The sequence below is a fragment of the Pseudomonas silensiensis genome (genome assembly GCF_050434865.1).
Taxonomy (GTDB): domain Bacteria; phylum Pseudomonadota; class Gammaproteobacteria; order Pseudomonadales; family Pseudomonadaceae; genus Aquipseudomonas; species Aquipseudomonas fluorescens_W.
Genome location: NZ_JBNDJH010000027.1, coordinates 78,111 through 102,998, shown reverse-complemented (window position 1 = coordinate 102,998; position 24,888 = coordinate 78,111). Strand labels below are relative to the sequence as shown.

The following is a 24,888-nucleotide window of genomic DNA, read 5'->3' as shown; positions in this document are numbered from 1 at the left end:
TGGCCGATAATCGGACCGAATTTATATTCAATGCACCATTTAATTTCATAAACGCGACATTCTGCTCTATTCCTGTGCGCGTTTCGTTTGTTAAAGTCCGGCCCAATCTCTTCCAACGACAATAAATTTGCCGAGACTTTTCCATGATCGAATCCGTTGAATCCTTCCTTGCCCGCCTGAAAAAACGCGACCCGGACCAACCCGAATTTCACCAGGCCGTGGAAGAAGTCCTGCGCAGCCTGTGGCCGTTTCTTGAAGCCAATCCGCGCTATCTGACTTCGGGCATTCTGGAGCGGATTTGCGAGCCGGAGCGGGCGATTGTTTTCAGGGTTTCCTGGGTCGACGATCAAGGCAAGGTGCAGGTCAATCGTGGATTCCGCATCCAGATGAACAGCGCTATCGGTCCGTACAAGGGTGGGCTGCGTTTCCATCCTTCGGTGAACCTCGGCGTGTTGAAGTTCCTTGCCTTCGAGCAGACCTTCAAAAACTCGCTGACGTCGTTGCCGATGGGCGGTGGCAAGGGTGGTTCGGATTTCGACCCGAAAGGCAAAAGCGACGCTGAAGTCATGCGGTTCTGCCAGGCCTTCATGAGCGAGTTGTATCGCCACATTGGTGCAGACGTTGACGTTCCGGCCGGTGATATCGGCGTTGGTGCCCGCGAGATCGGTTTCCTGTTCGGCCAATACAAGCGCCTGAGCAACCAGTTCACCAGTGTGCTGACCGGCAAGGGCCCAAGCTATGGCGGCAGCCTGATTCGCCCGGAAGCCACCGGTTTCGGCTGTGTGTACTTCGCTGAAGAAATGCTCAAGCGCAGCGGTAAAACCGTCGACGGCAAACGCGTGGCCATTTCCGGTTCCGGCAACGTCGCGCAATACGCGGCGCGCAAAGTCATGGACCTGGGCGGCAAAGTGATTTCGTTGTCCGATTCTGAAGGCACGCTGTACTGCGAAAGCGGTTTGACCGAAGAGCAGTGGCTGGCGGTACTGGAACTGAAAAACGTCCAGCGCGGGCGCATCAGTGAACTGGCCGGCCGTTTTGGCCTGGAGTTCAAGGCCGGCCAGCACCCATGGGCCCTGAGCTGCGACATCGCGCTGCCGTGCGCTACACAAAACGAACTGGACGCCGAGGCGGCCCGCACGTTACTGCGCAACGGCTGCATCTGCGTGGCGGAAGGGGCGAACATGCCGACCACCCTGGAAGCGGTGGACCTGTTTATCGAGGCGGGGATTTTGTTCGCGCCGGGCAAGGCGTCCAACGCCGGTGGCGTCGCGGTGAGCGGGTTGGAGATGTCGCAAAACGCCATGCGCCTGCTGTGGACCGGTGGCGAAGTGGACAGCAAACTTCACGCGATCATGCAGTCGATCCACCACGCTTGCGTGCATTACGGCGAAGAGAATGGCCGGATCAACTACGTCAAAGGCGCCAACATCGCGGGCTTCGTCAAAGTCGCCGACGCGATGCTCGCCCAAGGCGTGGTTTAAGCCGGTTCGATACGGATGATCTCGATCAACTGATCGCCCGCCGGACGTTGCCACAGCACCTCGTCGCCGAGTTGCGCCCCGAGCAACGCCCGGCCCAGCGGTGAGCCCCAATTGATCAGGCCCGCCGACGCGTGGGCCTGGTCTTCACCGACCAGTTGCACGGTTTGCTCGGTGTTGTGTTCGTCGGCGAAGGTCACCCGGCTGCCAATCTGCACTTTTTGCGTTGAGTTGGCGGCGGTCACGACCTGAGCGCTTTGCAGACGCTGGTTGAAATACCGCAAATCGCGTTCAAGGTCCGCCAGGCGCTGCTTGTCGGCGTGCTCACCTTTGGCCGATTGCTCGCTGTGCAGGTGTTGCAATTCGGCGACTTTCACCTGCAACTGGATCAGCCCCGTGGGCGTGACGTAATTGGGCTGCGCGCTGACCTGCCGTTCGACGGGCTGATCGGCTTGCGCGGCGGCGTTATCTTCATTGACGAAGGCGCGACTCATGGTTGTCTCCCGTTATAGGGTTTGGGCCATGGTCGCAGGCTTTTAGTTTCGACAGATATCTGCCAGCGACTTATTGCGAGCGAAAAGCACGAGCGGCGCCCTGATCCTTCTGCTGCTGCCAGGCTTTGTCCCGGTCGTCCCAATGGTGGCTGCGATAGTCCTCGCGGTCCTGGTTTTCCAGCATGGCCTGACACTGACGGAAGCCATCGCTCCAGCCCTCGGCGTATTGCTTGTCCTTGAGGTAACGCGGAACGTTTTTACGAAACTCTCCGGTCATTGCCCCCGCCGCTTGCCGGCCACTGCTGCAACCGTCATCGAAGCCATCGGCGAACGCCGGTGGATAACCCTTGGCGATCAGATCCTCGTGGGTCGTCTGGCAACCCGCGATCAACATCAGCAAACCCACCACACCCACGCAACGCCACATCTCAGACTCCCAGGCCGTCAACGGCCTATGGGAGAAGTCTAGGAGTGGAATCGTGAGGCGTTTGTGAAAGACCTGTGATTAATCCGTTGGAGTTGCGGTCAGGCGCGCGTGTTCAGACAATTCCTGTTCGATGAATGCAGCGATCATGGCGCGGTAAACCTGCTCCGTAACTTCTGGGCTGGCACCTGCGTCCTCAGCCAGTGCGCGAACTTTGGCGATGACCTGCTCGACTCGCGCCGGGGCTTTCACCGCGTCGGGGTCCTTCTTGAAACGAGCCGCCTGCGCCACATAAGCGCCACGTTGGGCCAGCAGAGTGACTATCTGACGGTCCAGTCGATCAATGTTTTGGCGAACGTCCTCGAGGGAATTGCAGGTAACGACCATGTTGTTCGAGCTCCATGTTTCTACAAGGGAGGGATTAGTAGTGATACCACTTCACCTCAAGCATCACTTCATTCTCGGGCGAAGCCAGGTGGCTGAATTCGCGCTGGGCACTCAGGCGTAAACCCAGGTTGCGAGACAATTCCCACTGCTGGTTCAGACTCACGCTACGACGCACTTCGCCGTTGGTGAAGAAGTCGCCCTTGGCTTCCAGGCTGAAGTTGCCCACCGGGTTTTTCCACAGCAAACCGCTGTTAAAGCCTGCCGCCGGCGCGATGAAACCGGCAAAGTCGTTGTTGTGTTCAATGCGCACGGTGCCTAAAGCAAAGCCGAGCATGTCGTCGCCCAGTTGCCAGGTCCCGCCGCCACCGCCATTGACGTGGCTGACCAGGGTTTCGTCGTCATGCTTGCCCGGCACTCGCTCCAGGCCGCCGGTGACTTGCCACGAGAGTGGTTGCAGCAATTCATTGCGCGGAGTCAGGGAGCGGATAGTCGCCAGGTCAAATTGCTGCAACTGCCAGTGATTGCCTTCGTACTGGCGCAGTTTCATTTGCAGGATTTCAATCTGCGCGCCGAGGGGGAAGCTCTCGGCGTTGTCGTTGAGGTCGTGATACGCCATGCGCAGGCCATACTCGCCAAAGGCCTTGTCGCCTCGAGTGCCGATGCCGGCCTGCCAGGTGCGCGATTCATGGCCATCCTCAGGCAAACCGGGTCGCGGGATGTCCAGTTCCGGTGGCGGATTCTGGTTGATCGCCCGCAGCAATTCGAAACTGCGCTGCGCCCGTTGCGGGTCACGCTCCTGGCCGTTGGCGCGGTAGCGCTCCAGGCGATAGGCCGCGTCGATGATCAGCGCCTGACGAGCCTTGGGTTGAGCCTTGAACGCCGGTTCTTGCAGTTGCTTCTGGTCGGCGCTGACTTTCAGTACCCAATCCTGTTCTTCATGGGTCAACGGCTCGGCGCGGCTCAGCAGTTCACGTTCGCGAGACGGTCGATACTGAATGGATTCCACCAGCCCGGCTTCTTTCACCGCTTTGACGGTGTCGGTAGGAATCGCAGTCAGCGGGAATTGTTCGGTCAGTCGCAGGCTCGGACGGGCGACTTGCAGCAATTCCAGCAGACGATAAGAGCAGTTTTCGTCGAAGAAAAAATAGTCGAACTGGATCTGTTTGAGCTCCCAGACGTGCTCGACCATGCGCTCGGTTTCTGCCTGGGTCAGGTTCAGGCGGTATTCCCACAGATCGCGGTTCTCGAGACTGCGGTACTCCGAGAGTTTTTCCTGATAAGGCACCAGGGCAAACAAACCGGGATAGCCGCCCATCAAGCCTTTCCAGGCATACAGGATGCTGTTGTCCGAGCCCTCGATGTAGGCGCCGAAGTTGATCGCATAACTGAGCAGGGCGGTTTGATCGCTCTGCACATTGGCCTGGTCGATGCGCAGCAACGTGTGGCCGAACATCGATGACGGACTGTTCAGATACGCTGCCGGGAAAATCATCACCGCACTGTGGGGCGATACATCCTTGAACCATTGCTTGAATTCAGTGCAGTCCAGTGCAGGCAGATCGCTCAGGTTGAGCTGCGCCTTCAGCCAGCGGGTGCGGGCGGGGTAGACGCATTGCGCATGCTTATCACCGGCACTGGCCGGGGCGTACAGCGCTTGCACGGTCGCCGCCAGTTCATGGTCGGGATGTTCATTGCCGTCGGCGGCGAGGAAGAATTTCTTGTCGCTGACATAGCTGCGCCAGCCACCGAGTTTGGCGGTTTCGTAGTGGCCCAGGGAAATCCAGAAGGGGTCATTGGCCAATTGCTGCAAACGTTGATTGTCGACATGTGGCGCGGCAGACAGCGGGGCGCAGACACAGAGCGCCAGCCAGGCAAGGCGTTTGAGCATAGTGGGCAACTTAATTCGAAAGAAACAAAGGCCCGAAAAGGGCCAGGTTCAAAAAATAAAACCCGCTCCCCGAAAGAGCAGCGGGCGAGTCGAGCTTAAGCTTGAGTAGCGTACTTAGCCAGACGAGGATCGCTTTTCAGAACGGCGAGGGTGTTGGTATGCACGTCGTCAGCGGTCACATCAGCCTTGCTGAAGATCTGCTGGAAGTGCTCATGAGTGACGGCGGCGAAATGCGCACGGTCTTCCGGCGCCACGCCCAGTACCACGGCGTAAGTGGTCAGCGCTTCGCCCTGACCTTTAGCCATGTCTTCAGAAAGCTCGTTCATCATGCCATTCATGGCAATCCAGGATTTGCCGCCATAGGTCAGCGCCGCATTGGTCGAGCAACCGTTGGTACCCGAGGTCATACCGAAAGTTGCGTTGCCGGAAGTGCCGTTGGTGGTGGATGCCAGGAAGTGAGCCGGGGTGCCACGCTGACCTTCGAACAGCATGTTGCCCCAACCACAATCCGGGCCGCCTGGCGCCTGAGCCATGGCGTTGATGGATACAGCGGTGAAGAGAGTACCGAGAAGAATCCGTTTCATAGCTTTTTTCTCTTTATGTGCATACCAATGGACAGGGGTCTGGCCCGATCTGGCGCCAGTGGGCCGGTTATTGTTCCAGCCGCGCAGTTTGGAGTTTAGGCATGTTCCTGAGGTTCCGTTATTTTTTGCATAACATTCGCTGAAAACATTGATTTGGACCTGGTCCGCTTGGCGATACCGCTTTGTCTATGCTTTGGCTAGAGGCGCGCCTTGCAAGTGAGGTATGGGCAGCGCCAGAATGCCGCTATCTGCCCCGCCTGATGTAAGGAAGCCCGATGCCTGATCCTGTTGCTGCCAGCTTGCGTCTAGCGCCCGAAGCGCTGACCCGTCCGTTTTCCGCTGAACAGTTCAGCTTCTCTACCACCAATGATTTGGAGCCCTTCCGCGGTGTGCTTGGCCAGGAACGTGCGGTCGAAGCCTTGCAGTTCGGTGTGGCAATGCCACGCCCCGGTTACAACGTATTCGTCATGGGCGAGCCCGGCACCGGCCGGTTTTCGTTCGTCAAACGCTACCTGAAAGCCGAAGGCAAACGCCTGCAGACCCCGGCGGACTGGGTCTACGTCAACAATTTCGATGATCCTCGCGAACCTCGCGCCCTGGAATTGCCCTCGGGCACTGCCGGCGCCTTTATCGATGACATCAACGGCTTGATCGATAACTTGCTGGCGACTTTTCCGGCCGTGTTCGAGCACCCGTCCTACCAGCAGAAGAAAAGCGCCATCGACCGCGCCTTCAATCAACGGTATGACCGCGCGCTGGATGTCATCGAGCGTCTGGCGCTGGAGAAGGACGTTGCGCTGTACCGCGACAGCACCAATATCGCGTTCACGCCGATGAGCGAAGGCAAGGCTGTGGATGAGGCCGAATTTGCCCAGTTGCCGGAAGTCGATCGCGAGCGTTTTCACGAGGATATTTCGTGGCTGGAAGAGCGGCTGAACGAAGAGCTCGCCAGCCTGCCGCAATGGAAGCGTGAGTCGAGCAATCTACTGCGCCAGCTCAACGAAGAAACCATCACCCTGGCCTTGCAACCCTTGCTCGCGCCGCTGTCGGAAAAGTACGCGGAAAACGCCGGCGTTTGCGGTTACCTGCAAGCGATGCAGGTGTACCTGCTCAAGACTGTGGTCGAGCAACTGGTGGACGACAGCAAGACGGACGCCATCGCCCGCAAGCTGCTGGAAGAGCAATACGCACCGAGCCTGGTGGTCGGTCATCCGCACAGCGGCGGTGCGCCAGTGGTCTTTGAGCCGCACCCGACTTACGAAAACCTGTTCGGCCGCATCGAGTACACCACCGATCAGGGCGCGCTCTACACCACGTATCGACAGTTGCGTCCGGGTGCGTTGCACCGCGCCAACGGCGGCTTCCTGATTCTTGAAGCGGAAAAAATGCTCAGCGAGCCGTTCGTGTGGGATGCGCTCAAGCGCGCGCTGCAATCGCGCAAATTGAAAATGGAATCGCCGCTGGGCGAGATGGGCCGTTTCGCCACCGTGACCCTGACACCGCAATACATTCCGTTGCAGGTCAAAGTCGTCATCATTGGCGCCCGGCAGCTCTACTACACGCTGCAAGACCTCGATCCGGACTTCCAGGAGATGTTCCGCGTCCTGGTGGACTTCGACGAAGACATCCCGATGGTCGACGAAAGCCTGGAGCAGTTCGCCCAGTTGCTCAAGACCCGCACTTCCGAAGAAGGCATGGCGCCGCTGACCGCCGATGCGGTGGCGCGTCTGGCGACTTACAGTGCTCGCTTGGCTGAGCACCAAGGGCGTTTGTCGGCGCGGATCGGCGATCTGTTCCAACTGGTCAGCGAGGCGGATTTCATTCGCCAACTGGCCAGTGACGAAATGACCGACGCCGGGCACATCGAACGTGCGCTCAAGGCCAAGGCCACGCGGACCGGGCGCGTCTCGGCGCGGATTCTCGATGACATGCTGGCCGGGATCATCCTGATCGACACGGACGGCGCGGCGGTGGGCAAATGCAACGGGCTGACAGTGCTGGAGGTCGGCGATTCGGCGTTCGGTGTGCCGGCGCGGATTTCCGCCACGGTCTATCCGGGCGGTAGCGGCATCGTCGACATCGAACGCGAGGTCAACCTCGGTCAGCCCATTCACTCCAAAGGCGTGATGATCCTCACCGGGTATCTGGGCAGCCGTTACGCCCAGGAATTCCCGCTGGCGATTTCCGCGAGTATCGCCCTGGAGCAATCCTACGGTTATGTCGATGGTGATAGTGCATCGTTGGGCGAGGCTTGCACCTTGATTTCGGCACTGTCGAAAACTCCGCTCAAGCAGTGTTTTGCGATCACCGGCTCGATCAACCAGTTCGGTGAAGTGCAGGCGGTGGGCGGGGTCAACGAGAAGATCGAAGGCTTCTTCCGGCTCTGCGAGGCCCGCGGGCTGACCGGTGAGCAGGGAGCAATCATTCCCCACGCCAACGTTGCCACGCTGATGCTCGACGAAAAAGTGCTGACGGCGGTGCGCGCGGGGCAGTTCCACGTCTACGCCGTGCGTCAGGCTGATGAAGCCCTGAGCCTGTTGGTCGGCGAGCCGGCCGGTGCGCCGGACGCCGAAGGCCAGTTCCCTGAAGGCAGCGTTAACGCGCGGGTGGTGGAACGCTTGCGGGTCATCGCAGAAATGATCAGCGAAGAGGACCTCAAGGAAGCAGAGAAAGAAGCTGCGCAGGAAGCGCTGGTCGAGGCCAAACCAGCCTAAGCAATCTGAGGATCACACGGATCCCCTGTGGGAGCGAGCCTGCTCGCGAAAGCGGTGTATCAGACGACATTGACGTCAGCTGACACTCCCTCTTCGCGAGCAGGCTCGCTCCCACATTTGTTTGTGTCAGTCTCAAGAAAGTGCCATCAGTCTGGCGTCAATATTCACACAGTGACCATTCGGCGCCTTCTGGTCTTACTTGACGTGCTAGTCAGACTTTTCCTCTATTCTCAGGTCAAGGATATCGACAGTAATCACTGGATCGAGACAGTCCTCCCGTGGGGGCTGAATACCGGATCTACTGAGGGTCGCCGCCATGTCGCGCAACCTCTGCCTCACCCGTCAATGCCTGGGCCTTGTGACCCGTATCGAGTGTGCCATCCGCCCATTGGCGGGGGATACGGGCATGTGGACCTTACTCTTCGCCGCCGGAATGGAAGGCGAACAACCTTCTGCCATCAAAGCCCAGGGCCCGTTTCATGGCCCCTTTGTGGCTGAGTCGATCCTCGACACCATTGTTGAAAGTCTCACCCTGCACGGCTATGAGCTGGCCGATGATCCGCAAATCTGGTGCCTGCACCTGCAAGCCCAGCTGCGGGAAATCAATGGTGGCCGTTGCCGCAACCCTGGAGGTTTCGAGTTTCGGCCCGATCACTGAACAGGCTATTGAGCAAGGCTGGACGTGTCCGCCTTGTCGAGTTTGACCTCGAAGCCATATTGCACGGTGGAGAGATCGGTTCGTTGATAGGTTTCCAGACGGGCAGGCTGCCCGTAGAAATAATGCACCCCCAATAATGCCGGGCCTTCTGCGCTCGCATCGTGGCTGACCGCCAGAATCTCCTTCAGATAATTGCCGCTGTCGTCCTTGGCGAAGAAACGCCAGTCCTGGGCGGGAAACTGCTTCAGATCAACCACCAGCGCATTGCCTTTGAGCAGCAGCCCTTTGGGCAACTGGTGGGCGTCGAGGGTGTTCTTTTCGACAGTGGCGAGAAACAGCGGCATGGAGCCCACCGCGTAAGCCGGCGTTTCTGGAAACAGGTTCAAGTCGTAGGTGATGGTGCCGCGCAGGGGATCGACCTGGTAAGCCTCAGGCGGCAATTCGATCGGCTCATCGCGCTTGCCGTTACCGTCCTCGGTAAAGAAGCTGACCGGGCTTTCGCCGGGGTTGAAGGAGGTGCCGAGCAGCTCATCATTGAAGCTTTTGGGGTGATCGAACTCGATACGCGCGGCGCTGGGGTCTTCGACCGACTGACTGATGCGCACGCTTTTTTTCAGTTGTTCCTCGCCAAGTGTGGCGCCCTTGAGCCAGATCGGGGCCTGGTCGTCGTACACCACCACCGGCAGCGTCAGTGGCTGGATGGTCTTTTGCGTGGTGTGTGGGTCGAAGCGAAGTACCGGCAGGTTCAGGTCCTTGCGGGTCACCGTGGCGGTTGAAAAGTCCAGTACGCTGACCTCAAGCGTTTCGATCGGCCCGTTGAAGTACACCTTGGAATAACGGTGGCTTTGTTGCTTCTCAAAGGCGCGCTGCTCTTCATTGATCTGCTTCTCGAAGCTCTCGCTCCAGGCTTTCTGCTGTTGCATTTTCGCCAGTTGCTTTTGATAGAAGGCTATTTGTGTGGGGGTTTCGTTGATCGAGCCTGAGCGCGCGAGAAATTGCCCGGTGCTGTCCTTGGCCTGGACGATCAGCGGATTCAGCGGTGTTTCGCCGATCTCAGGGGCCTGTGGCGCGCTGTTGTTGAATTCGATTTCGGCGTAGTTGTTTGCAAGGTTCAGCAGGGTGACGCTGAGATTGTCGTTGGTGCGAGTCTGGCCAACGTCCTTTTTCGTCAGGTCGAAGCTGTAGAGCCGGCGCGGCGCGATGACTTCCACCGTGCCTTGCAGGCTCACCGGTTGTGGCTGGTTCTTTTTGTCCACGTCCAGGCCGTCGATGAATGGATAGGTCACCGTCAAATCATCGGGGTTGGTCAGGTTGGAGCTCGACGGACTGAGCTGAATGCCCGGATCGGTCTCTGACCATTCCGGCTGAAACGGAATGACGCGTTTGTTGCTCAAAGTCACCGATTGCCATTCAAGACTATGGGGAAAGAGAAATGCGACCGGAATGTTGAAGTTGAAGGGGAACACCGGTTGCAAATCGGTCAGGTAGTCGGAACTGGAGTCTTTGTGCAGCACGAACAGACCATTGATGTACGTGTCGACCAAGGCTTGTGGGGTGGGATAGTGCTTGAGGACGGCGAGGGCGTCTTCACCGTATTCTGTTTCCACCGGTTTGCTGTCGAGCTTGAGTTGCGCACGCTCGAGCAACAACAGTGAGCCGCCGAGTTCAGCCACGGCTTCCTTGAGTTGCGGATCCTGAATCGCATCCAGAGACTTCTCGAACTGCGCAGTCTTTTCCTCGAGACTGACCTGGCGCTTCTCATCGCTGGGTGAGCAGGCGCTCATCAGCAAAGCCAGGCAAATGCCGGCGCTCGTTAAAGGCAATCGCACATCCATTTCCCGTCTTCCTGTCCGATGTCGCTGAGCTGTCAATGCTTTGGACACTAGCAGAAAAACCTTGTCACACACGCGCAGGTTATGGATTTCCCAACGGTTTCTGGGTGTTACAGGTGGCTGATATACTCGCGGCCATTTCCAGGCCTTGTGTGAGATTTAATGGAACGCTTTATCGAAAATGCAATGTACGCCAGCCGCTGGCTGCTGGCGCCGATCTACTTTGGTCTGTCCCTTGGGCTGCTGGCCCTGGCGCTGAAATTCTTCCAGGAAGTCTTCCACGTCATCCCTAACGTGTTCTCGATGGCCGAGTCGGATCTGATTCTGGTGCTGCTGTCACTGATCGACATGGCGCTGGTAGGCGGTTTGCTGGTGATGGTGATGATTTCCGGTTACGAGAACTTCGTTTCCCAACTGGACATCGACGACGACAAGGAAAAGCTCAACTGGCTGGGCACCATGGATTCCTCTTCATTGAAGATGAAGGTGGCCGCTTCCATCGTGGCCATTTCGTCCATCCACCTGCTGCGGATTTTCATGGACGCCAAGAACGTCGATCCCGAGCATTTGAAGTGGTACGTGATCATCCACATGACCTTCGTGATTTCGGCGTTTGCCATGGGTTATCTGGATAAGCTGACCAAGCACTGATCGTTTTATCGCTGTACCCAACCGCCCGTCTGTTGCGAAACAGACGGGCGGTGTCGTTTGTGGCTTGTACTTTGATGCGCCGAGGCCTATGCCTGTAAGAATCTTGGCTCGCCATTGCGTGAGGTGCGTTTATGGACCTGAAAGAGTTGAATGCTTATGCCATCGCCGGGAAGGTTGATGAGCTCAACCTGATCTCGATGGAAGGCGGGATCTACCTGTTGGAGGCGCGGATGCATGGCGCGGCGTATCCGCTGAGTGATGCCCACGGCCAGATGTTTCACCTGCGTTCGGTCGAGCATGCGCGTGAAGTGCTTCATGCCTTTCCCAGCTTGCCGTTCAACCTTGTGCACGTTTCGGTTCATGACGAGATGTGTGGACTCGGTGCCAGTTCCGAGGGAAGCCTGAAGGTTCCGATTGCGTGGCAGCACTGACGCCTCTCATCAACACAATGGCATCTGTGCTAGTCTGCTGGCCCTTTTGGTTCCGGGCGCTCCGGGACGCGCTGTGTACGCACGGCAAGTTCCAGGGCCGTCCGCACAGCGGAGCAGTGTCATGTCCGAAGTAAATCTGTCCACCGACGAAACCCGCGTCAGCTACGGTATTGGCCGTCAGCTGGGCGACCAACTGCGCGACAACCCGCCACCGGGCGTTAGCCTGGACGCGATCCTGGCAGGCCTGACCGACGCTTTCGCCGGCAAGGAAAGCCGTGTGGGTCAGGAAGAAATGTCCGCAAGCTTCAAGGTCATTCGCGAAATCATGCAAGCTGAAGCAGCTGCCAAAGCTGAAGCCGCTGCTGGCGAAGGCCTGGCATTCCTGGCTGAAAACGCCAAGCGTGACGGCATCACCACCCTGGCTTCCGGCCTGCAATTCGAAGTACTGACTCAGGGTGAAGGCGCCAAGCCAACCCGTGAAGATCAAGTGCGCACTCACTACCACGGCACTCTAATCGACGGCACTGTGTTCGACAGCTCCTACGATCGTGGTCAGCCTGCAGAATTCCCGGTTGGCGGCGTGATCCCTGGCTGGACCGAAGCCCTGCAACTGATGAACGCCGGCAGCAAATGGCGTCTGTACGTGCCGAGCGAACTGGCTTACGGCGCTCAAGGCGTTGGCAGCATTCCGCCGCACAGCGTACTGGTATTCGACGTCGAACTGCTCGACGTTCTGTAAGACCGTAACCCTGTAGGCGCTCTGCCCCTACAGGGTTTTTCAGCGTTTTTCATATTTCGATCTTGTGGTGCAGTTCGCTTGTCGGGCGCAATGCCCGGGCATAGCAGAACAGAAACAGATTGCGCACCAGTTCCTTGAGCACCACCGGCTCGCTGGAACTCAAGCCGTTGACGTCCAGATCACCCTGATCCTGCAGCTCGTTCAAGGCTTCCTCTTCAAGCACCGCACAGACTTCCCCGGTTTCCCGATGCAGGATCCTGAGGTAAGGGTGTGGGCGGTCCAGCCAGGCGTCGATCAAATAAGTCATGGGTCTCATCTCCATCGATTGATTTCAATGAGAATAATTCTTATTCATCAAATAGCAAGGGCCTATTGGCGGTTTGGTTTTTTTTAAGGGTAAAGGTTGCGTAAGGTCAAAACGGCTGGCGTTTGGCTATTGCGAGGGATTGTTGGGCGAAGCGGGGGAGGGTGAAGCACCATCCCGCGCAGGACGCGGGATGGAATACAGCAGACTCAGACTTTTCTGACGAACTCGGATTTGAGCTTCATCGGGCCGATGCCGTCGATCTTGCAGTCGATGTCGTGATCGCCATCGCACAGGCGGATGTTCTTGACCTTGGTGCCGACCTTGACCACCAGCGACGTGCCTTTGACCTTGAGGTCCTTGATCACGGTGATGGTGTCGCCGTCCTGCAGGACGTTGCCGACCGAATCCTTTTTCACGGTGTCATCGGACGCTGCTTCGGCTTCGCCGCTGGCGGACCACTCGTGGGCGCACTCAGGGCAGATCAGCTGGGCGCCGTCTTCGTAGGTGTATTCGGAATTGCATTTTGGGCAGGGTGGCAACGTGCTCACTAAAGCTCCTTGGATTCAGGATCGCTAAAAAGCGCACATTGTATAGGGTTTTAGGTGGAAGAGGGCGGGGGGTAGCAAACCTGTGGGAAAGGGCTCCCACAGGTTGTGGTCTATCAGTGCGTACGGGCGACCGCAAATTCGCTCAACTCGACCAGTGCATCGCGGTATTCGCTGGCAGGCAGTGCGTCGAGGCACTTGATCGCGCGGGCCACGTAGTCACGGGCCAGTTGCGCGGTGTAATCCAGCGAGCCTGAGGCTTCCACGGCTTCGCGGATGCTTTCCAGGTCTTCGATACCGCCTTTCTGGATCGCCTTGCGCACCAGGGCAGCCTGCTCCGGCGTGCCTTCGCGCATGGTGTAGATCAGCGGCAGGGTCGGTTTGCCTTCAGCCAGATCGTCACCGACGTTCTTGCCCAGGGTTTCGGCGTCGCCTTTGTAGTCCAGCAGGTCGTCGACCAACTGGAATGCCACGCCCAGATGATCGCCGAATGTACGCAGGGCTTCTGACTGTTCCGATGTCGCTTCGCAGAGCGCTGCGGCACTGTGGGTCGAGGCCTCAAAGAGCATCGCGGTTTTGCCGCGGATGACTTCCATGTAGGTTTCTTCAGTGGTGCTGGCGTCACGAACCTTGGACAGCTGCAACACTTCGCCTTCGGCGATGATGCGCGTGGCTTGCGAAAGGATTTTCATCACTGGCATGGAGCCCAGTTCGACCATCATTTCGAAGGACCGCGAATACAGGAAGTCGCCCACCAGCACACTAGGGGCGTTGCCCCACATGGCGTTGGCCGTCGAGCGGCCACGGCGCATGCCGGACATGTCGACCACGTCGTCATGCAGCAAGGTGGCGGTGTGCAGGAACTCGATGGTTGCGGCCAGCAGGCGCAGGTCATCGCCTTCGCGACCCAGAGCCTTGCCACACAGCAACACTAATAGAGGGCGCAGGCGTTTACCGCCAGCCGAGGTAATGTAATCGCCGATTTTCGATACCAGCGGCACTCGGGAAGTCAGCTGCTTCTTGATGATGCCGTCGACGGCGCTAAAATCGTCCGCCACCGCGCGGTAGAAAGCTTGGGGTTGCATCAGCGACAGTTGCTCCAGAAGGGTTGCGCGGCATGCTAGGACCCACGTCGGCGGGTGTCAAGGTACGATGGACGGCCTCTTGCATCGCCCTGGCAGCTTGCGTACAATCGCGCACCCTGAACTTCCTGGGCAGCACCTGCCTTACGCAATTGCAAACAGGCCTTCCAGCCTTATGCAGCCATGCCAGCCAATACCTCTTCTTATAAAGAGCTGGGTGAGCAGGATTATCGGAGAAATACCATGTCGTACGCAGTAATTGTTACTGGTGGCAAGCAATACAAGGTCGCCCCAGGTGAATACCTGAAGATCGAAAAACTGGAAATCGCTACCGGCGAATCCGTTACTTTTGATCGCGTTCTGTTGGTCGCCAATGGCGATGACGTGAACATCGGCGCTCCAGTTGTTGCTGGCGCTACCGTTGTGGCTGAAGTGATCTCCCAAGGTCGTCACGATAAAGTCCGCATCATCAAGTTCCGTCGTCGTAAGCACCACATGAAGCGTATGGGCCACCGCCAGTGGTACACCGAGATCAAAATCACCGGTATTCAGGCTTAATTTCAGCCTAATTCCTCACTAGGAGAATTGACTCATGGCACACAAAAAAGCTGGTGGTAGTACCCGTAACGGTCGCGACTCAGAAGCCAAACGCCTTGGCGTGAAGATGTATGGCGGCCAGAAAATCATTCCGGGCAACATCATCGTGCGTCAGCGCGGCACCCAATTCCACGCCGGTTACGGTGTTGGCATGGGTAAAGATCACACTCTCTTCGCGAAAATCGAAGGCGTGATCAAGTTTGAAGTAAAGGGCGCGTTCAACCGCCGTTACGTGAGCGTTGTCGCAGCTTAATTGCGCGATCGCTGGAAAAGCCCTGTCTCGCGACGGGGCTTTTTCGTTTGTGGGGTGAGTCTCTTGCAAAGCTGTTTGTGATGGGCTCCAGCGCTGGATTTGCGGTTGTTGATTGAGGTCGCTGCGCTCATTTTTGCAAGAGTCTTATGTCTTAGTGTTTTTCGGCTCGTCCGTATGACGAGAGGCGTTTTGTTATGAAGTTTGTTGATGAAGTATCGATTCGAGTAAAGGCCGGCGACGGCGGCAACGGTTGCATGAGCTTCCGTCGCGAAAAATTCATTGAAAACGGCGGCCCAAACGGCGGTGACGGTGGTGATGGCGGCTCGGTCTACATGATCGCCGACGAAAACCTCAACACCCTGGTGGACTACCGTTACACCCGGCACTTTGATGCCGAGCGTGGTTCCAACGGCGGCAGCACCGACTGCACCGGTAAAAAAGGTGAAGAGCTGGTACTGCGTGTTCCGGTCGGCACCACTGTTATCGACTCCGCTACTCAGGAAGTGATCGGCGACCTGACCAAAGCTGGCCAGAAGTTGCTGGTGGCTCACGGCGGCTGGCACGGTCTGGGTAACACCCGTTTCAAATCCAGTACCAACCGTGCTCCGCGTCAGACCACTCCGGGTAAGCCGGGTGAGGCGCGTGATCTGAAGCTGGAAATGAAGGTGTTGGCTGACGTCGGCCTGCTGGGCTTGCCGAACGCAGGCAAAAGTACCTTCATTCGTTCGGTATCGGCCGCCAAGCCGAAAGTCGCCGACTACCCGTTCACCACGCTGGTGCCGAACCTGGGTGTGGTCAGCGTCGATCGCTGGAAAAGCTTCGTGGTTGCGGACATTCCGGGCCTGATCGAAGGTGCTTCCGATGGCGCAGGCCTGGGGATTCGCTTCCTCAAGCACTTGTCGCGTACCCGTTTGCTGCTGCACCTCGTGGACATGGCGCCACTCGATGACGCCAGCGCCCCGGATGCTGCTGAAGTGATCGTCAGCGAGCTGACCAAGTTCAGCCCGTCCCTGGCTGAGCGTGATCGTTGGTTGGTGCTGAACAAGTGCGACCAGATCCTCGAAGAAGAGCACGATGCTCGCGTCAAGGAAATCGTTGATCGTCTTGAATGGACCGGTCCGGTCTACGTAATCTCGGCTATCTCCAAGTTGGGCACCGAGCGTCTTTGCCACGACATCATGCGTTACATGGAAGACCGTGCTGATCGCCTGGCTAACGACCCGGTTTACAAAGAAGAGTTGGCCGAACTCGATCAGCGCATCGAAGACGAAGCCCGTGCTCAGCTGCAGGCCCTGGATGACCAGCGTGCCCTGCGCCGTAGCGGCGTGAAGTCCGTCCACGACATCGGCGACGATGATTGGGATGAAGAAGATGTGGATGACGAAGACGGTCCGGAAATCATTTACGTGCGTGACTGATTCGTTGCGATAAACTTAAACGCCGCTCACTAGAGCGGCGTTTTAGTATCTGGAAATCGATAGTTGGTCACGAATAACCACGAATAACGTTACGGGCAGTGCCAGGTCGCGCTGTCCTCAAGCTAAGGTTGAAGATGATGCGGAGCAAGGTGACAGGTGCGCAGCGTTGGGTCGTGAAGATCGGCAGCGCTTTGCTGACGGCGGACGGCAAGGGCCTGGATCGCGCGGCAATGAGTGTTTGGGTCGAGCAGATGGTGGCTTTGCATGAGGCTGGCGTCGAGTTGGTGCTGGTGTCCTCCGGGGCGGTGGCGGCCGGCATGAGCCGCTTGGGTTGGACTGTGCGACCCAGTGCGATGCACGAACTACAGGCCGCTGCCGCCATCGGTCAGATGGGGTTGGTGCAGGCCTGGGAGTCGAGCTTTGCCGAGCATGGCCGGCATACCGCGCAGATTCTCCTGACCCACGACGACTTGTCCGACCGCAAGCGCTACTTGAACGCCCGCAGCACCTTGCGCGCGTTGGTCGAGCTGAAAGTTATTCCGGTGATCAACGAAAACGACACCGTGGTCACTGATGAAATACGGTTCGGCGACAACGACACGCTGGCGGCGCTGGTGGCCAACCTGGTCGAGGCTGACTTGCTGGTGATCCTTACCGATCGCGATGGCATGTTCGACGCCGATCCGCGCAACAACCCTGACGCCAACCTGATTTACGAGGCGCGCGCCGATGATCCGGCGCTGGATGCGGTGGCGGGCAGTACGGGGGGTGCGCTGGGGCGTGGCGGCATGCAGACCAAATTGCGTGCTGCGCGACTGGCGGCTCGTTCCGGTGCGCATACCATCATCGTTGGCGGGCGTATTGAGCGCGTGCTGGATCGCCTCAAGGCGGGCGAGCGCATCGGCACCTTGCTGTCGCCTGAGCGCGGCCTGTTGGCGGCGCGCAAGCAGTGGCTGGCCGGGCACCTGCAAACCCGCGGCACGCTTGTGCTGGATGCCGGTGCGGTGACGGCGCTGTCCAAGGGCAACAAAAGTTTGCTGCCTGTGGGTGTCAAGCTGGTCCAGGGCAGCTTCCGTCGTGGCGAGATGGTGGTTTGCGTGGCGCCGGACGGTCGTGAAATCGCTCGGGGTCTGGCCAACTACAGCGCGCTGGAAGCACAAAAAATCATCGGTCAGTCGTCTGAGGCGATTGTCGGTCTTTTGGGTTACATGGCGGAGCCGGAACTGGTTCACCGCGATAACCTGATCCTGGTCTGAAGGAATACCTGAATGCGCGTGGCAAAAGGATTGTTGGGTCTGCTGTTGGCGATGCCGCTGCTGGCCTCGGCCGAGGAGATCGGTCAGGTGTCGACGGTGTTCAAGTTTGTCGGTCCGAACGACCGCATCGTCGTCGAAGCGTTTGATGATCCAAAGGTTGAGGGTGTGACTTGCTACCTGTCGCGAGCCAAGACGGGTGGCGTGAAGGGCGGTTTGGGGTTGGCTGAAGATCGCGCAGAAGCGTCTATCGCTTGTCGTCAGGTCGGGCCGATCAGCTTCAAGGGCGAGTTGAAGGATGGTGACGAGGTGTTCAAGGAGCGCACGTCGCTGGTGTTCAAGACCATGCAGGTGGTGCGATTCCTCGACAAGAAACGCAATACGCTGGTGTACCTGGTTTATAGCGATCGTGTGATCGAAGGCAGTCCCCAGAATGCGGTGACGGCGATTCCGATTTTGCCGTGGGCACAGGCTCAATAATCTGACGCAAATCGAAATGTAGGAGTGAGCCTGCTCGCGATGGCTGTTTAACATTCAACACTGATGTTGACTGTTCTACTGCTATCGCGAGCAGGCTCACTCCTGCTTTTTTGTGCGACGTTTGTTAAATCGCAGGCAATAAAAAACCGACCCTAGGGTCGGTTTTTTAACAAGCTTATCGCTTATGCGGCAACAGCAAGGTTCAGAGCCTTGACGTGACCGTTCAGGCGGCTCTTATGACGAGCAGCCTTGTTCTTGTGGATGATGCCTTTATCGGCCATACGGTCGATAACTGGCACGGCCAGAACGTAAGCAGCTTGAGCTTTTTCAGCGTCTTTTGCGTCGATGGCCTTAACTACATTCTTGATGTAGGTACGAACCATGGAACGCAGGCTGGCGTTGTGGCTGCGACGCTTCTCAGCCTGTTTTGCACGTTTTTTGGCGGAAGGTGTGTTGGCCACCGTCGAGCTCCTCGAAAGACTTTTTAGGAAATAGCAAACAAAATAGGCCGCGAATCATGCCGATGAGTTGATGTCTTGTCAAGGGCGGTTGAGACGTTCCGCTAAGTGGTAGGTATAAAGAGGCGGGATATTTATTTCCGGCGCTTGACCTGTAAACTCGCGAGCTTTGGCTCTGTGCTGCTGCGGCGCGGAGTATCGCATAAGTAGGCGCTTTGTTCGCCTGCTGTTTATCGACAGGCACAAACTCTTTCAATGAATCTGCTCAAATCGTTGGCCGCCGTCAGCTCTATCACGATGCTTTCCCGGATTCTGGGGTTCGTTCGTGACACTCTCATTGCGCGCACATTTGGCGCCGGGATGGCGACTGACGCCTTCTTTATCGCCTTCAAATTGCCCAATCTGCTGCGACGTATCTTCGCCGAGGGGGCATTTTCCCAGGCATTCGTGCCGATTCTTGCTGAATATAAAAGCCAGAAGGGCGAGGAGGCGACGCGAACCTTCATTGCCTACGTCTCGGGCCTGCTGACGCTGGTACTGGCGTTGGTCACCGCGTTGGGCATGATCGCTGCGCCGTGGGTCATCTGGGTGACCGCGCCGGGCTTCACCGACACGCCGGAAAAATTCGAGCTGACGACCAGTCTGTTGCGCGTGACCTTTCCTTATGTATTGCTGATCTCCCTGTCTTCATTGGCCGGGGCGATCCTCAATACCTATAACCGTTTCTCGGTGCCGGCCTTTGTGCCGACCCTGCTTAACGTCAGCATGATCATCTTTTCGGTGTTCCTGACGCCTTACTTTGATCCGCCGGTCATGGCACTGGGCTGGGCAGTACTGGCGGGAGGGCTGGCGCAATTGCTCTATCAGCTGCCGCACCTGAAAAAGATCGGCCTGCTGGTGTTGCCACGCCTGAACCTGCGTGACAGTGGCGTCTGGCGGGTCATGAAACAAATGCTGCCGGCGATTCTCGGCGTTTCTGTGAGCCAGATTTCGCTGATCATCAACACCATTTTCGCCTCGTTCCTGGTCGCCGGTTCCGTGTCCTGGATGTACTACGCCGACCGTTTGATGGAGTTGCCGTCCGGTGTTCTGGGCGTGGCGCTGGGCACGATTCTCCTGCCGACCCTGGCCAAGACCTACGCCAGCAAGGATCGCCAGGAATACTCGCGGATCCTCGATTGGGGGCTGCGCCTGTGCTTCATGCTGGTGTTGCCGTGCTCCCTGGCACTGGGGATTCTCGCCGAGCCGCTGACGGTTTCTTTGTTCCAGTACGGTCAGTTCAGCGCGTTTGACGCCTCCATGACCCAGCGGGCACTGATTGCTTATTCGGTCGGGTTGCTCGGGATTATCGTGATCAAAGTGCTGGCTCCGGGCTTTTATGCGCAACAAAACATTCGCACTCCGGTAAAAATCGCGATTTTTACCCTGATCGTCACCCAGTTGTTCAACCTGGTGTTGATCGGCCCGCTGGCCCACGCCGGCCTGGCGCTGGCCATCAGCATCGGCGCGTGCATTAACGCCAGCCTGCTGTTCTATCAGCTGCGCAAGCAGCAGATGTATGAGCCGCAACCGGGTTGGGCGAAGTTCGGCTTCAAGCTAGTGATTGCAGTGTTGGTGATGTCTGCTGTGTTACTGATCGGAATGCATTTCATGCCAGCCTGGGATCAGGGGCATATGCTGGAGCGGTTCCTGCGTCTGGGCGCATTGGTCGTTGCCGGTGTGGTGGCTTATTTCGGCATGTTGCTGTTGATGGGCTTCCGTTTGCGCGACTTCAATCGCAAAGCGCTGAGCTGAGGTCACGACCTCGATAAACACGGGCGAATCGACGGTTTTGTCGGCTCGATCACTTTGGGTTACGGTGTTGCCTGTCGTCGGCCGCCGGGTGTGGTTATAATCGACCACTTTATGAGCAAGAAGCGCGTTATGCAGCTGGTTCGAGGCCTCCACAACTTGCGCCCCCAGCATCGGGGCTGTGTCGCCACTATTGGCAACTTTGACGGTGTTCACCGTGGCCACCAGGCTATCCTGGCGAGGCTCCGTGAGCGTGCGCTCGAGTTGGGCGTGCCCAGCTGCGTGGTGATTTTTGAGCCGCAGCCGCGGGAGTTTTTCGCCCCGGACACGGCGCCGGCCCGTCTGGCCCGGCTGCGGGACAAACTGCAGCTGCTGGCCGAGGAAGGTGTCGACCGGGTCCTGTGCCTGGCCTTCAACCAGCGCTTGAGCAAGCTCAGCGCCGCCGAATTCGTCGACACCATTCTGGTGGACGGCCTCGGTGTACAACATCTTGAGGTCGGTGACGATTTCCGTTTCGGCTGCGACCGGGTAGGGGATTTCGATTTCCTGCAACAGGCTGGCGTCCTGCAAGGGTTTACCGTCGAAGCGGCGCAAACCGTCGAGCTGGACGGTATTCGCGTCAGCAGCACCCAGGTCCGCAATGCCCTCGCCGCTGCCGATTTTGCCCTGGCCGAGCGATTGCTCGGTCGTCCCTTCCGGATTGCCGGGCGGGTCCTGCATGGCCAGAAGCTGGCGCGCCAGTTGGGTACGCCCACGGCCAACATACAACTCAAGCGTCGCCGCGTGCCGCTGACCGGGGTTTACCTGGTCAACGTCGACATCGACGGCAAGACCTGGCCGGGCGTCGCCAACATTGGCGTGCGGCCAACCGTTCAAGGTGATGGCAAAGCCCACCTCGAAGTGCATCTTTTAGATTTTGCCGGCGATCTGTATGACCGGCGTTTGACGGTGGTTTTCCACCACAAGCTGCGTGAAGAGCAGCGTTTCGCCTCTCTGGAGGCGCTTAAGACGGCGATCAATGCGGATGTTGCCGCCGCCCGTGCCCTGTCGCACCTAGCGCCAATCGCTAATGAAGAGCCTTAAATGACCGACTATAAAGCCACGCTAAACCTTCCGGACACCGCCTTCCCAATGAAGGCCGGCCTGCCTCAGCGCGAACCGCAGATTCTGCAGCGCTGGGACAGCATTGGCCTGTACGGTAAGTTGCGCGAGATTGGCAAGGATCGTCCGAAGTTCGTACTTCACGACGGTCCTCCGTACGCCAACGGCACGATTCACATCGGTCATGCGCTGAACAAGATTCTCAAGGACATGATCATCCGCTCGAAAACCCTGTCGGGTTTCGACGCGCCTTATGTTCCGGGCTGGGACTGCCACGGTCTGCCGATCGAGCACAAAGTCGAAGTGACCCACGGTAAAAACCTGGGCGCGGACAAGACCCGCGAACTGTGCCGTGCCTACGCCACCGAGCAGATCGAAGGCCAGAAGTCCGAATTCATCCGTCTGGGCGTGTTGGGCGATTTCGCCAACCCGTACAAGACCATGGACTTCAAAAACGAGGCCGGCGAAATCCGCGCCCTGGCAGAAATCGTCAAGGGCGGTTTCGTGTTCAAGGGCCTGAAGCCTGTGAACTGGTGCTTCGACTGCGGTTCGGCCCTGGCTGAAGCGGAAGTCGAGTACGAGAACAAAAAGTCCTCGACCATCGACGTGGCATTCCCGATTGCCGACGAAGCCAAGCTGGCTGCCGCTTTCGGTCTGCCATCGCTGGGCAAACCCGCTTCGATCGTGATCTGGACCACCACCCCGTGGACCATCCCGGCCAACCAGGCGTTGAACGTTCACCCGGAATTCAACTACGCCCTGGTCGACGTCGGCGACAAACTGCTGGTTCTGGCTGAAGAGCTGGTCGAGTCGTGCCTGGCCCGTTACAGCCTGGAAGGCTCGGTTATCGCGACCACCACCGGTAAAGAGCTGGAACTGATCAACTTCCGCCACCCGTTCTACGGCCGTTTGTCGCCGGTTTACCTGGCCGAATACGTTGAGCTGGGCGCTGGCACCGGTGTGGTTCACTCCTCGCCAGCCTATGGCGTAGACGACTTCGTGACCTGCAAGAAGTACGGCATGGTCAACGACGACATCCTCAACCCGGTACAGAGCAACGGCGTTTACGCAACGTCGCTGGAGTTCTTCGGCGGCCAGTTCATCTGGAAGGCCAACCCGGCCATCGTCGACAAGTTGACCGAAGTGGGTGCGCTGCTGCACACCAGCATCATCGAACACAGCTACATGCACTGCTGGCGTCACAAGACCCCGCTGATCTACCGCGCCACCGCGCAGTGGTTCATCGGCATGGACAAAGAACCTGTGACCGGCGACACCCTGCGCAAGCGGGCGATCAAAGCCATCGAAGACACCAAGTTCGTCCCGGCCTGGGGCCAGGCGCGCCTGCACTCGATGATCGCCAACCGTCCGGACTGGTGCATCTCCCGTCAGCGCAACTGGGGCGTGCCGATCCCGTTCTTCCTGAACAAGGAAAGCGGCGAGCTGCACCCACGTACCGCTGAATTGATGGAAGAAGTCGCCAAGCGCGTCGAAGTCGAAGGCATCGAGGCCTGGTTCAAGATGGACGCGGCCGAGTTGCTCGGTGACGAAGCGCCGCAATACGACAAGATCAGCGACACCCTCGATGTCTGGTTCGACTCGGGCACCACGCACTGGCACGTTCTGCGCGGTTCGCACCCGGTGGGTCACGAGACCGGTCCACGTGCCGACCTGTACCTGGAAGGTTCGGACCAACACCGTGGCTGGTTCCACTCGTCGTTGCTGACCGGTTGCGCCATCGACGACCACGCGCCATACCGCGAGCTGCTGACTCACGGCTTCACCGTCGATGAGTCCGGCCGCAAGATGTCCAAGTCCCTGGGCAACGTGATCGCACCGCAAAAGGTCAACGACACCCTGGGCGCCGACATCATGCGTCTGTGGGTTGCTTCCACCGATTACTCGGGTGAAATGGCGGTTTCCGAGCAGATCCTGCAGCGCAGTGCGGACGCTTATCGGCGTATTCGTAACACCGCACGCTTCCTGCTCTCGAACCTGACTGGCTTCAACCCGGCCACCGACATCCTGCCGGCCGAAGAAATGCTGGCGCTGGACCGTTGGGCCGTGGACCGCACCCTGCTGCTGCAACGCGAGCTGCAAGAGCACTACGGTGAATACCGTTTCTGGAACGTCTACTCCAAGATTCACAACTTCTGCGTGCAGGAGCTGGGCGGTTTCTACCTCGACATCATCAAGGACCGTCAGTACACCACTGGCGCCAACAGCAAGGCCCGCCGTTCGGCGCAAACCGCGCTGTACCACATCTCCGAAGCGCTGGTGCGCTGGATCGCGCCGATCCTGGCATTCACCGCCGACGAACTGTGGGAATACCTGCCGGGCGAGCGTAACGAATCGGTAATGCTCAACACCTGGTACGAAGGCCTGACCGAACTGCCGGCAGACGTCGAACTGGGCCGCGCCTACTGGGAGCGGATCATGGAAGTGAAGGTCGCGGTCAACAAGGAAATGGAAATCCAGCGCGCGGCCAAGGCCGTCGGTGGCAACCTGCAAGCCGAAGTGACGCTGTTCGCCGAAGAGGCGCTGAGCGCCGACCTGGCCAAGCTGAGCAACGAACTGCGCTTCGTACTGATCACCTCGACCGCGACCGTTGCACCGTTCGTGCAGGCGCCGGCCGATGCCGTGGTCACCGAAGTCAGCGGTTTGAAACTGCAAGTGGTCAAGTCGAGCCACGCCAAGTGCGCCCGTTGCTGGCACTGCCGTGAAGACGTCGGCGTGAACCCGGAGCATCCGGAAATCTGCGGTCGTTGCGTCGATAACATCAGCGGCGCTGGCGAGGTTCGTCACTATGCCTAATGCGGCTGGCCGTTTCGGACGGCTGAGCTGGCTCTGGTTGAGTTTGCTGGTCCTGGTCATCGACCAGGCCAGCAAGTTCTACTTCGAAGGCAAGCTCGAGATGTACCAGCAAATCGTGGTGATCCCCGATTTGTTCAGCTGGACCCTGGCCTACAACACGGGCGCGGCGTTCAGCTTCCTGGCCGACAGCTCCGGCTGGCAGCGCTGGCTGTTTGCCCTGATCGCGGTCGTGGTCAGTGCGGTGCTGGTGGTATGGCTCAAACGTCTTGGGCGCAATGAAACCTGGCTGGCCGTCGCTTTGGCGCTGGTACTGGGCGGCGCGCTGGGCAATCTGTATGACCGCATTGCCCTGGGCCATGTGATCGATTTCATTCTGGTGCATTGGCAGAACCGCTGGTATTTCCCGGCGTTCAACTTTGCCGACAGTGCAATCACTGTCGGTGCCGTAATGCTTGCGCTGGACATGTTCAAAAGCAAGAAAACCGGAGAAGCCGTTCATGACTGAACAG

General features: G+C 58.4%; 25 protein-coding genes. 15 read left to right on the top strand and 10 right to left on the bottom strand.

Annotated features, from left to right (window positions below; translation table 11 throughout):
- Window positions 1-143 precede the first annotated feature (143 nt).
- Window positions 144-1,481, top strand: a complete 1,338-nt coding sequence (gene gdhA, locus QF010_RS28850; RefSeq protein ID WP_429534440.1) for an NADP-specific glutamate dehydrogenase — start codon at window positions 144-146, stop codon at window positions 1,479-1,481.
- Here the strand turns inward: gdhA and QF010_RS28845 are convergent.
- The 5 genes from QF010_RS28845 to QF010_RS28825 form a co-directional block, all read right to left on the bottom strand.
- Window positions 1,478-1,972 (bottom strand): GreA/GreB family elongation factor, encoded by a 495-nt coding sequence (locus tag QF010_RS28845; RefSeq protein ID WP_033054275.1) that lies wholly within the window; start codon window positions 1,970-1,972, stop codon window positions 1,478-1,480. The genes gdhA and QF010_RS28845 overlap by 4 nt on opposite strands.
- Window positions 1,973-2,042: 70 nt before the next feature.
- On the bottom strand, window positions 2,043-2,399 hold the full coding sequence (locus tag QF010_RS28840; RefSeq protein WP_033054276.1) for a hypothetical protein: 357 nt from the start codon (window positions 2,397-2,399) through the stop codon (window positions 2,043-2,045).
- A gap of 78 nt (window positions 2,400-2,477) precedes the next feature.
- A complete protein-coding gene (locus tag QF010_RS28835; RefSeq protein ID WP_033054278.1) occupies window positions 2,478-2,783 on the bottom strand; it encodes a chorismate mutase in 306 nt (101 codons plus the stop codon).
- 34 nt (window positions 2,784-2,817) lie between these two features.
- Window positions 2,818-4,671 carry an Lnb N-terminal periplasmic domain-containing protein gene (locus QF010_RS28830; RefSeq protein WP_429534439.1) on the bottom strand — a complete coding sequence of 618 codons (1,854 nt, stop codon included), beginning with the start codon at window positions 4,669-4,671 and terminating at the stop codon, window positions 2,818-2,820.
- Between the two features lie 95 nt (window positions 4,672-4,766).
- Window positions 4,767-5,255, bottom strand: coding sequence for a DUF3015 domain-containing protein (locus QF010_RS28825; RefSeq protein ID WP_033054280.1), 489 nt, complete (start codon window positions 5,253-5,255; stop codon window positions 4,767-4,769).
- Between the two features lie 275 nt (window positions 5,256-5,530).
- Between QF010_RS28825 and QF010_RS28820 the strand changes: the two genes are divergently transcribed.
- A complete protein-coding gene (locus QF010_RS28820; protein ID WP_429534438.1) occupies window positions 5,531-7,969 on the top strand; it encodes a Lon protease family protein in 2,439 nt (812 codons plus the stop codon).
- Between the two features lie 316 nt (window positions 7,970-8,285).
- A complete protein-coding gene (locus QF010_RS28815) occupies window positions 8,286-8,627 on the top strand; it encodes a PA4575 family protein (RefSeq protein ID WP_033054282.1) in 342 nt (113 codons plus the stop codon).
- Between the two features lie 5 nt (window positions 8,628-8,632).
- On the opposite strand, the gene QF010_RS28810 is transcribed toward QF010_RS28815, so the two are convergent.
- On the bottom strand, window positions 8,633-10,462 hold the full coding sequence (locus QF010_RS28810; RefSeq protein ID WP_429534437.1) for a hypothetical protein: 1,830 nt from the start codon (window positions 10,460-10,462) through the stop codon (window positions 8,633-8,635).
- A gap of 159 nt (window positions 10,463-10,621) precedes the next feature.
- On the opposite strand from QF010_RS28810, the gene QF010_RS28805 reads away from it, so the two are divergent.
- From QF010_RS28805 to bamJ, 3 genes are all read left to right on the top strand, one after another.
- A complete protein-coding gene (locus QF010_RS28805) occupies window positions 10,622-11,110 on the top strand; it encodes a TIGR00645 family protein (RefSeq protein ID WP_033054284.1) in 489 nt (162 codons plus the stop codon).
- A 131-nt stretch (window positions 11,111-11,241) separates the two neighbouring features.
- Window positions 11,242-11,541 carry a DUF6482 family protein gene (locus QF010_RS28800; protein WP_033054285.1) on the top strand — a complete coding sequence of 100 codons (300 nt, stop codon included), beginning with the start codon at window positions 11,242-11,244 and terminating at the stop codon, window positions 11,539-11,541.
- Window positions 11,542-11,662: 121 nt separating this feature from the next.
- The gene (gene bamJ, locus QF010_RS28795; RefSeq protein ID WP_033054286.1) at window positions 11,663-12,280 is read left to right on the top strand and encodes a BamJ family beta-barrel-assembly machinery protein; all 618 of its coding nucleotides are present in this window, start codon (window positions 11,663-11,665) and stop codon (window positions 12,278-12,280) included.
- A 49-nt stretch (window positions 12,281-12,329) separates the two neighbouring features.
- Here bamJ and QF010_RS28790 read toward each other — a convergent pair whose 3' ends face one another.
- From QF010_RS28790 to QF010_RS28780, 3 genes are all read right to left on the bottom strand, one after another.
- Window positions 12,330-12,587 (bottom strand): PA4570 family protein, encoded by a 258-nt coding sequence (locus QF010_RS28790; RefSeq protein WP_008154268.1) that lies wholly within the window; start codon window positions 12,585-12,587, stop codon window positions 12,330-12,332.
- 206 nt (window positions 12,588-12,793) lie between these two features.
- Window positions 12,794-13,135, bottom strand: coding sequence for a zinc ribbon domain-containing protein YjdM (locus QF010_RS28785; protein ID WP_010467527.1), 342 nt, complete (start codon window positions 13,133-13,135; stop codon window positions 12,794-12,796).
- Between the two features lie 113 nt (window positions 13,136-13,248).
- Window positions 13,249-14,217, bottom strand: a complete 969-nt coding sequence (locus tag QF010_RS28780) for a polyprenyl synthetase family protein (RefSeq protein ID WP_033054288.1) — start codon at window positions 14,215-14,217, stop codon at window positions 13,249-13,251.
- 240 nt (window positions 14,218-14,457) lie between these two features.
- Here QF010_RS28780 and rplU point away from each other — a divergent pair, with 240 nt between their 5' ends.
- From rplU to QF010_RS28755, 5 genes are all read left to right on the top strand, one after another.
- The gene (rplU, locus tag QF010_RS28775; protein WP_003176051.1) at window positions 14,458-14,772 is read left to right on the top strand and encodes a 50S ribosomal protein L21; all 315 of its coding nucleotides are present in this window, start codon (window positions 14,458-14,460) and stop codon (window positions 14,770-14,772) included.
- A 34-nt stretch (window positions 14,773-14,806) separates the two neighbouring features.
- Window positions 14,807-15,064, top strand: coding sequence for a 50S ribosomal protein L27 (rpmA, locus tag QF010_RS28770; RefSeq protein WP_003176049.1), 258 nt, complete (start codon window positions 14,807-14,809; stop codon window positions 15,062-15,064).
- A gap of 194 nt (window positions 15,065-15,258) precedes the next feature.
- Window positions 15,259-16,482, top strand: coding sequence for an Obg family GTPase CgtA (gene cgtA / locus QF010_RS28765; protein ID WP_010467530.1), 1,224 nt, complete (start codon window positions 15,259-15,261; stop codon window positions 16,480-16,482).
- A gap of 137 nt (window positions 16,483-16,619) precedes the next feature.
- Entirely contained in the window at window positions 16,620-17,738 is a 1,119-nt protein-coding gene (gene proB / locus QF010_RS28760) for a glutamate 5-kinase (RefSeq protein ID WP_033054289.1), read from the top strand.
- Between the two features lie 12 nt (window positions 17,739-17,750).
- Window positions 17,751-18,215 (top strand): CreA family protein, encoded by a 465-nt coding sequence (locus QF010_RS28755; RefSeq protein ID WP_033054290.1) that lies wholly within the window; start codon window positions 17,751-17,753, stop codon window positions 18,213-18,215.
- 182 nt (window positions 18,216-18,397) lie between these two features.
- On the opposite strand, the gene rpsT is transcribed toward QF010_RS28755, so the two are convergent.
- Window positions 18,398-18,676, bottom strand: coding sequence for a 30S ribosomal protein S20 (gene rpsT, locus QF010_RS28750; protein WP_008154937.1), 279 nt, complete (start codon window positions 18,674-18,676; stop codon window positions 18,398-18,400).
- 252 nt (window positions 18,677-18,928) lie between these two features.
- Between rpsT and murJ the strand changes: the two genes are divergently transcribed.
- The 4 genes from murJ to lspA all read left to right on the top strand — a co-directional run bounded on the left by murJ (window position 18,929) and on the right by lspA (window position 24,884).
- Complete coding sequence (gene murJ / locus QF010_RS28745; protein WP_429534436.1) at window positions 18,929-20,467, top strand: murein biosynthesis integral membrane protein MurJ; 1,539 nt, start codon at window positions 18,929-18,931, stop codon at window positions 20,465-20,467.
- 129 nt (window positions 20,468-20,596) lie between these two features.
- Window positions 20,597-21,547, top strand: coding sequence for a bifunctional riboflavin kinase/FAD synthetase (gene ribF / locus QF010_RS28740; protein WP_008154932.1), 951 nt, complete (start codon window positions 20,597-20,599; stop codon window positions 21,545-21,547).
- Window positions 21,548-24,379: an isoleucine--tRNA ligase gene (ileS, locus tag QF010_RS28735; RefSeq protein WP_429534435.1), complete on the top strand. Its 2,832-nt coding sequence runs from the start codon at window positions 21,548-21,550 to the stop codon at window positions 24,377-24,379.
- Window positions 24,372-24,884, top strand: coding sequence for a signal peptidase II (gene lspA / locus QF010_RS28730; RefSeq protein ID WP_033054294.1), 513 nt, complete (start codon window positions 24,372-24,374; stop codon window positions 24,882-24,884). The genes ileS and lspA overlap by 8 nt, the downstream gene beginning before the upstream one ends.
- Window positions 24,885-24,888 lie beyond the last annotated feature (4 nt).

Excerpts from the sequence above, each read along its gene's own strand:
- proB (WP_033054289.1), top strand. The coding sequence starts at position 16,620 with ATGCGGAGCAAGGTGACAGGTGCGCAGCGTTGGGTCGTGAAGATCGGC.
- lspA (WP_033054294.1), top strand. The coding sequence starts at position 24,372 with ATGCCTAATGCGGCTGGCCGTTTCGGACGGCTGAGCTGGCTCTGGTTG.
- QF010_RS28845 (WP_033054275.1), bottom strand. The coding sequence starts at position 1,972 with ATGAGTCGCGCCTTCGTCAATGAAGATAACGCCGCCGCGCAAGCCGAT.
- ribF (WP_008154932.1), top strand. The coding sequence starts at position 20,597 with ATGCAGCTGGTTCGAGGCCTCCACAACTTGCGCCCCCAGCATCGGGGC.
- QF010_RS28835 (WP_033054278.1), bottom strand. The coding sequence starts at position 2,783 with ATGGTCGTTACCTGCAATTCCCTCGAGGACGTTCGCCAAAACATTGAT.
- QF010_RS28805 (WP_033054284.1), top strand. The coding sequence starts at position 10,622 with ATGGAACGCTTTATCGAAAATGCAATGTACGCCAGCCGCTGGCTGCTG.
- QF010_RS28815 (WP_033054282.1), top strand. The coding sequence starts at position 8,286 with ATGTCGCGCAACCTCTGCCTCACCCGTCAATGCCTGGGCCTTGTGACC.
- rplU (WP_003176051.1), top strand. The coding sequence starts at position 14,458 with ATGTCGTACGCAGTAATTGTTACTGGTGGCAAGCAATACAAGGTCGCC.
- QF010_RS28825 (WP_033054280.1), bottom strand. The coding sequence starts at position 5,255 with ATGAAACGGATTCTTCTCGGTACTCTCTTCACCGCTGTATCCATCAAC.
- QF010_RS28790 (WP_008154268.1), bottom strand. The coding sequence starts at position 12,587 with ATGACTTATTTGATCGACGCCTGGCTGGACCGCCCACACCCTTACCTC.
- QF010_RS28800 (WP_033054285.1), top strand. The coding sequence starts at position 11,242 with ATGGACCTGAAAGAGTTGAATGCTTATGCCATCGCCGGGAAGGTTGAT.
- QF010_RS28810 (WP_429534437.1), bottom strand. The coding sequence starts at position 10,462 with ATGGATGTGCGATTGCCTTTAACGAGCGCCGGCATTTGCCTGGCTTTG.
- ileS (WP_429534435.1), top strand. The coding sequence starts at position 21,548 with ATGACCGACTATAAAGCCACGCTAAACCTTCCGGACACCGCCTTCCCA.
- gdhA (WP_429534440.1), top strand. The coding sequence starts at position 144 with ATGATCGAATCCGTTGAATCCTTCCTTGCCCGCCTGAAAAAACGCGAC.
- QF010_RS28780 (WP_033054288.1), bottom strand. The coding sequence starts at position 14,217 with ATGCAACCCCAAGCTTTCTACCGCGCGGTGGCGGACGATTTTAGCGCC.
- QF010_RS28840 (WP_033054276.1), bottom strand. The coding sequence starts at position 2,399 with ATGTGGCGTTGCGTGGGTGTGGTGGGTTTGCTGATGTTGATCGCGGGT.
- rpmA (WP_003176049.1), top strand. The coding sequence starts at position 14,807 with ATGGCACACAAAAAAGCTGGTGGTAGTACCCGTAACGGTCGCGACTCA.
- QF010_RS28820 (WP_429534438.1), top strand. The coding sequence starts at position 5,531 with ATGCCTGATCCTGTTGCTGCCAGCTTGCGTCTAGCGCCCGAAGCGCTG.
- QF010_RS28830 (WP_429534439.1), bottom strand. The coding sequence starts at position 4,671 with ATGCTCAAACGCCTTGCCTGGCTGGCGCTCTGTGTCTGCGCCCCGCTG.
- murJ (WP_429534436.1), top strand. The coding sequence starts at position 18,929 with ATGAATCTGCTCAAATCGTTGGCCGCCGTCAGCTCTATCACGATGCTT.
- cgtA (WP_010467530.1), top strand. The coding sequence starts at position 15,259 with ATGAAGTTTGTTGATGAAGTATCGATTCGAGTAAAGGCCGGCGACGGC.
- QF010_RS28755 (WP_033054290.1), top strand. The coding sequence starts at position 17,751 with ATGCGCGTGGCAAAAGGATTGTTGGGTCTGCTGTTGGCGATGCCGCTG.
- bamJ (WP_033054286.1), top strand. The coding sequence starts at position 11,663 with ATGTCCGAAGTAAATCTGTCCACCGACGAAACCCGCGTCAGCTACGGT.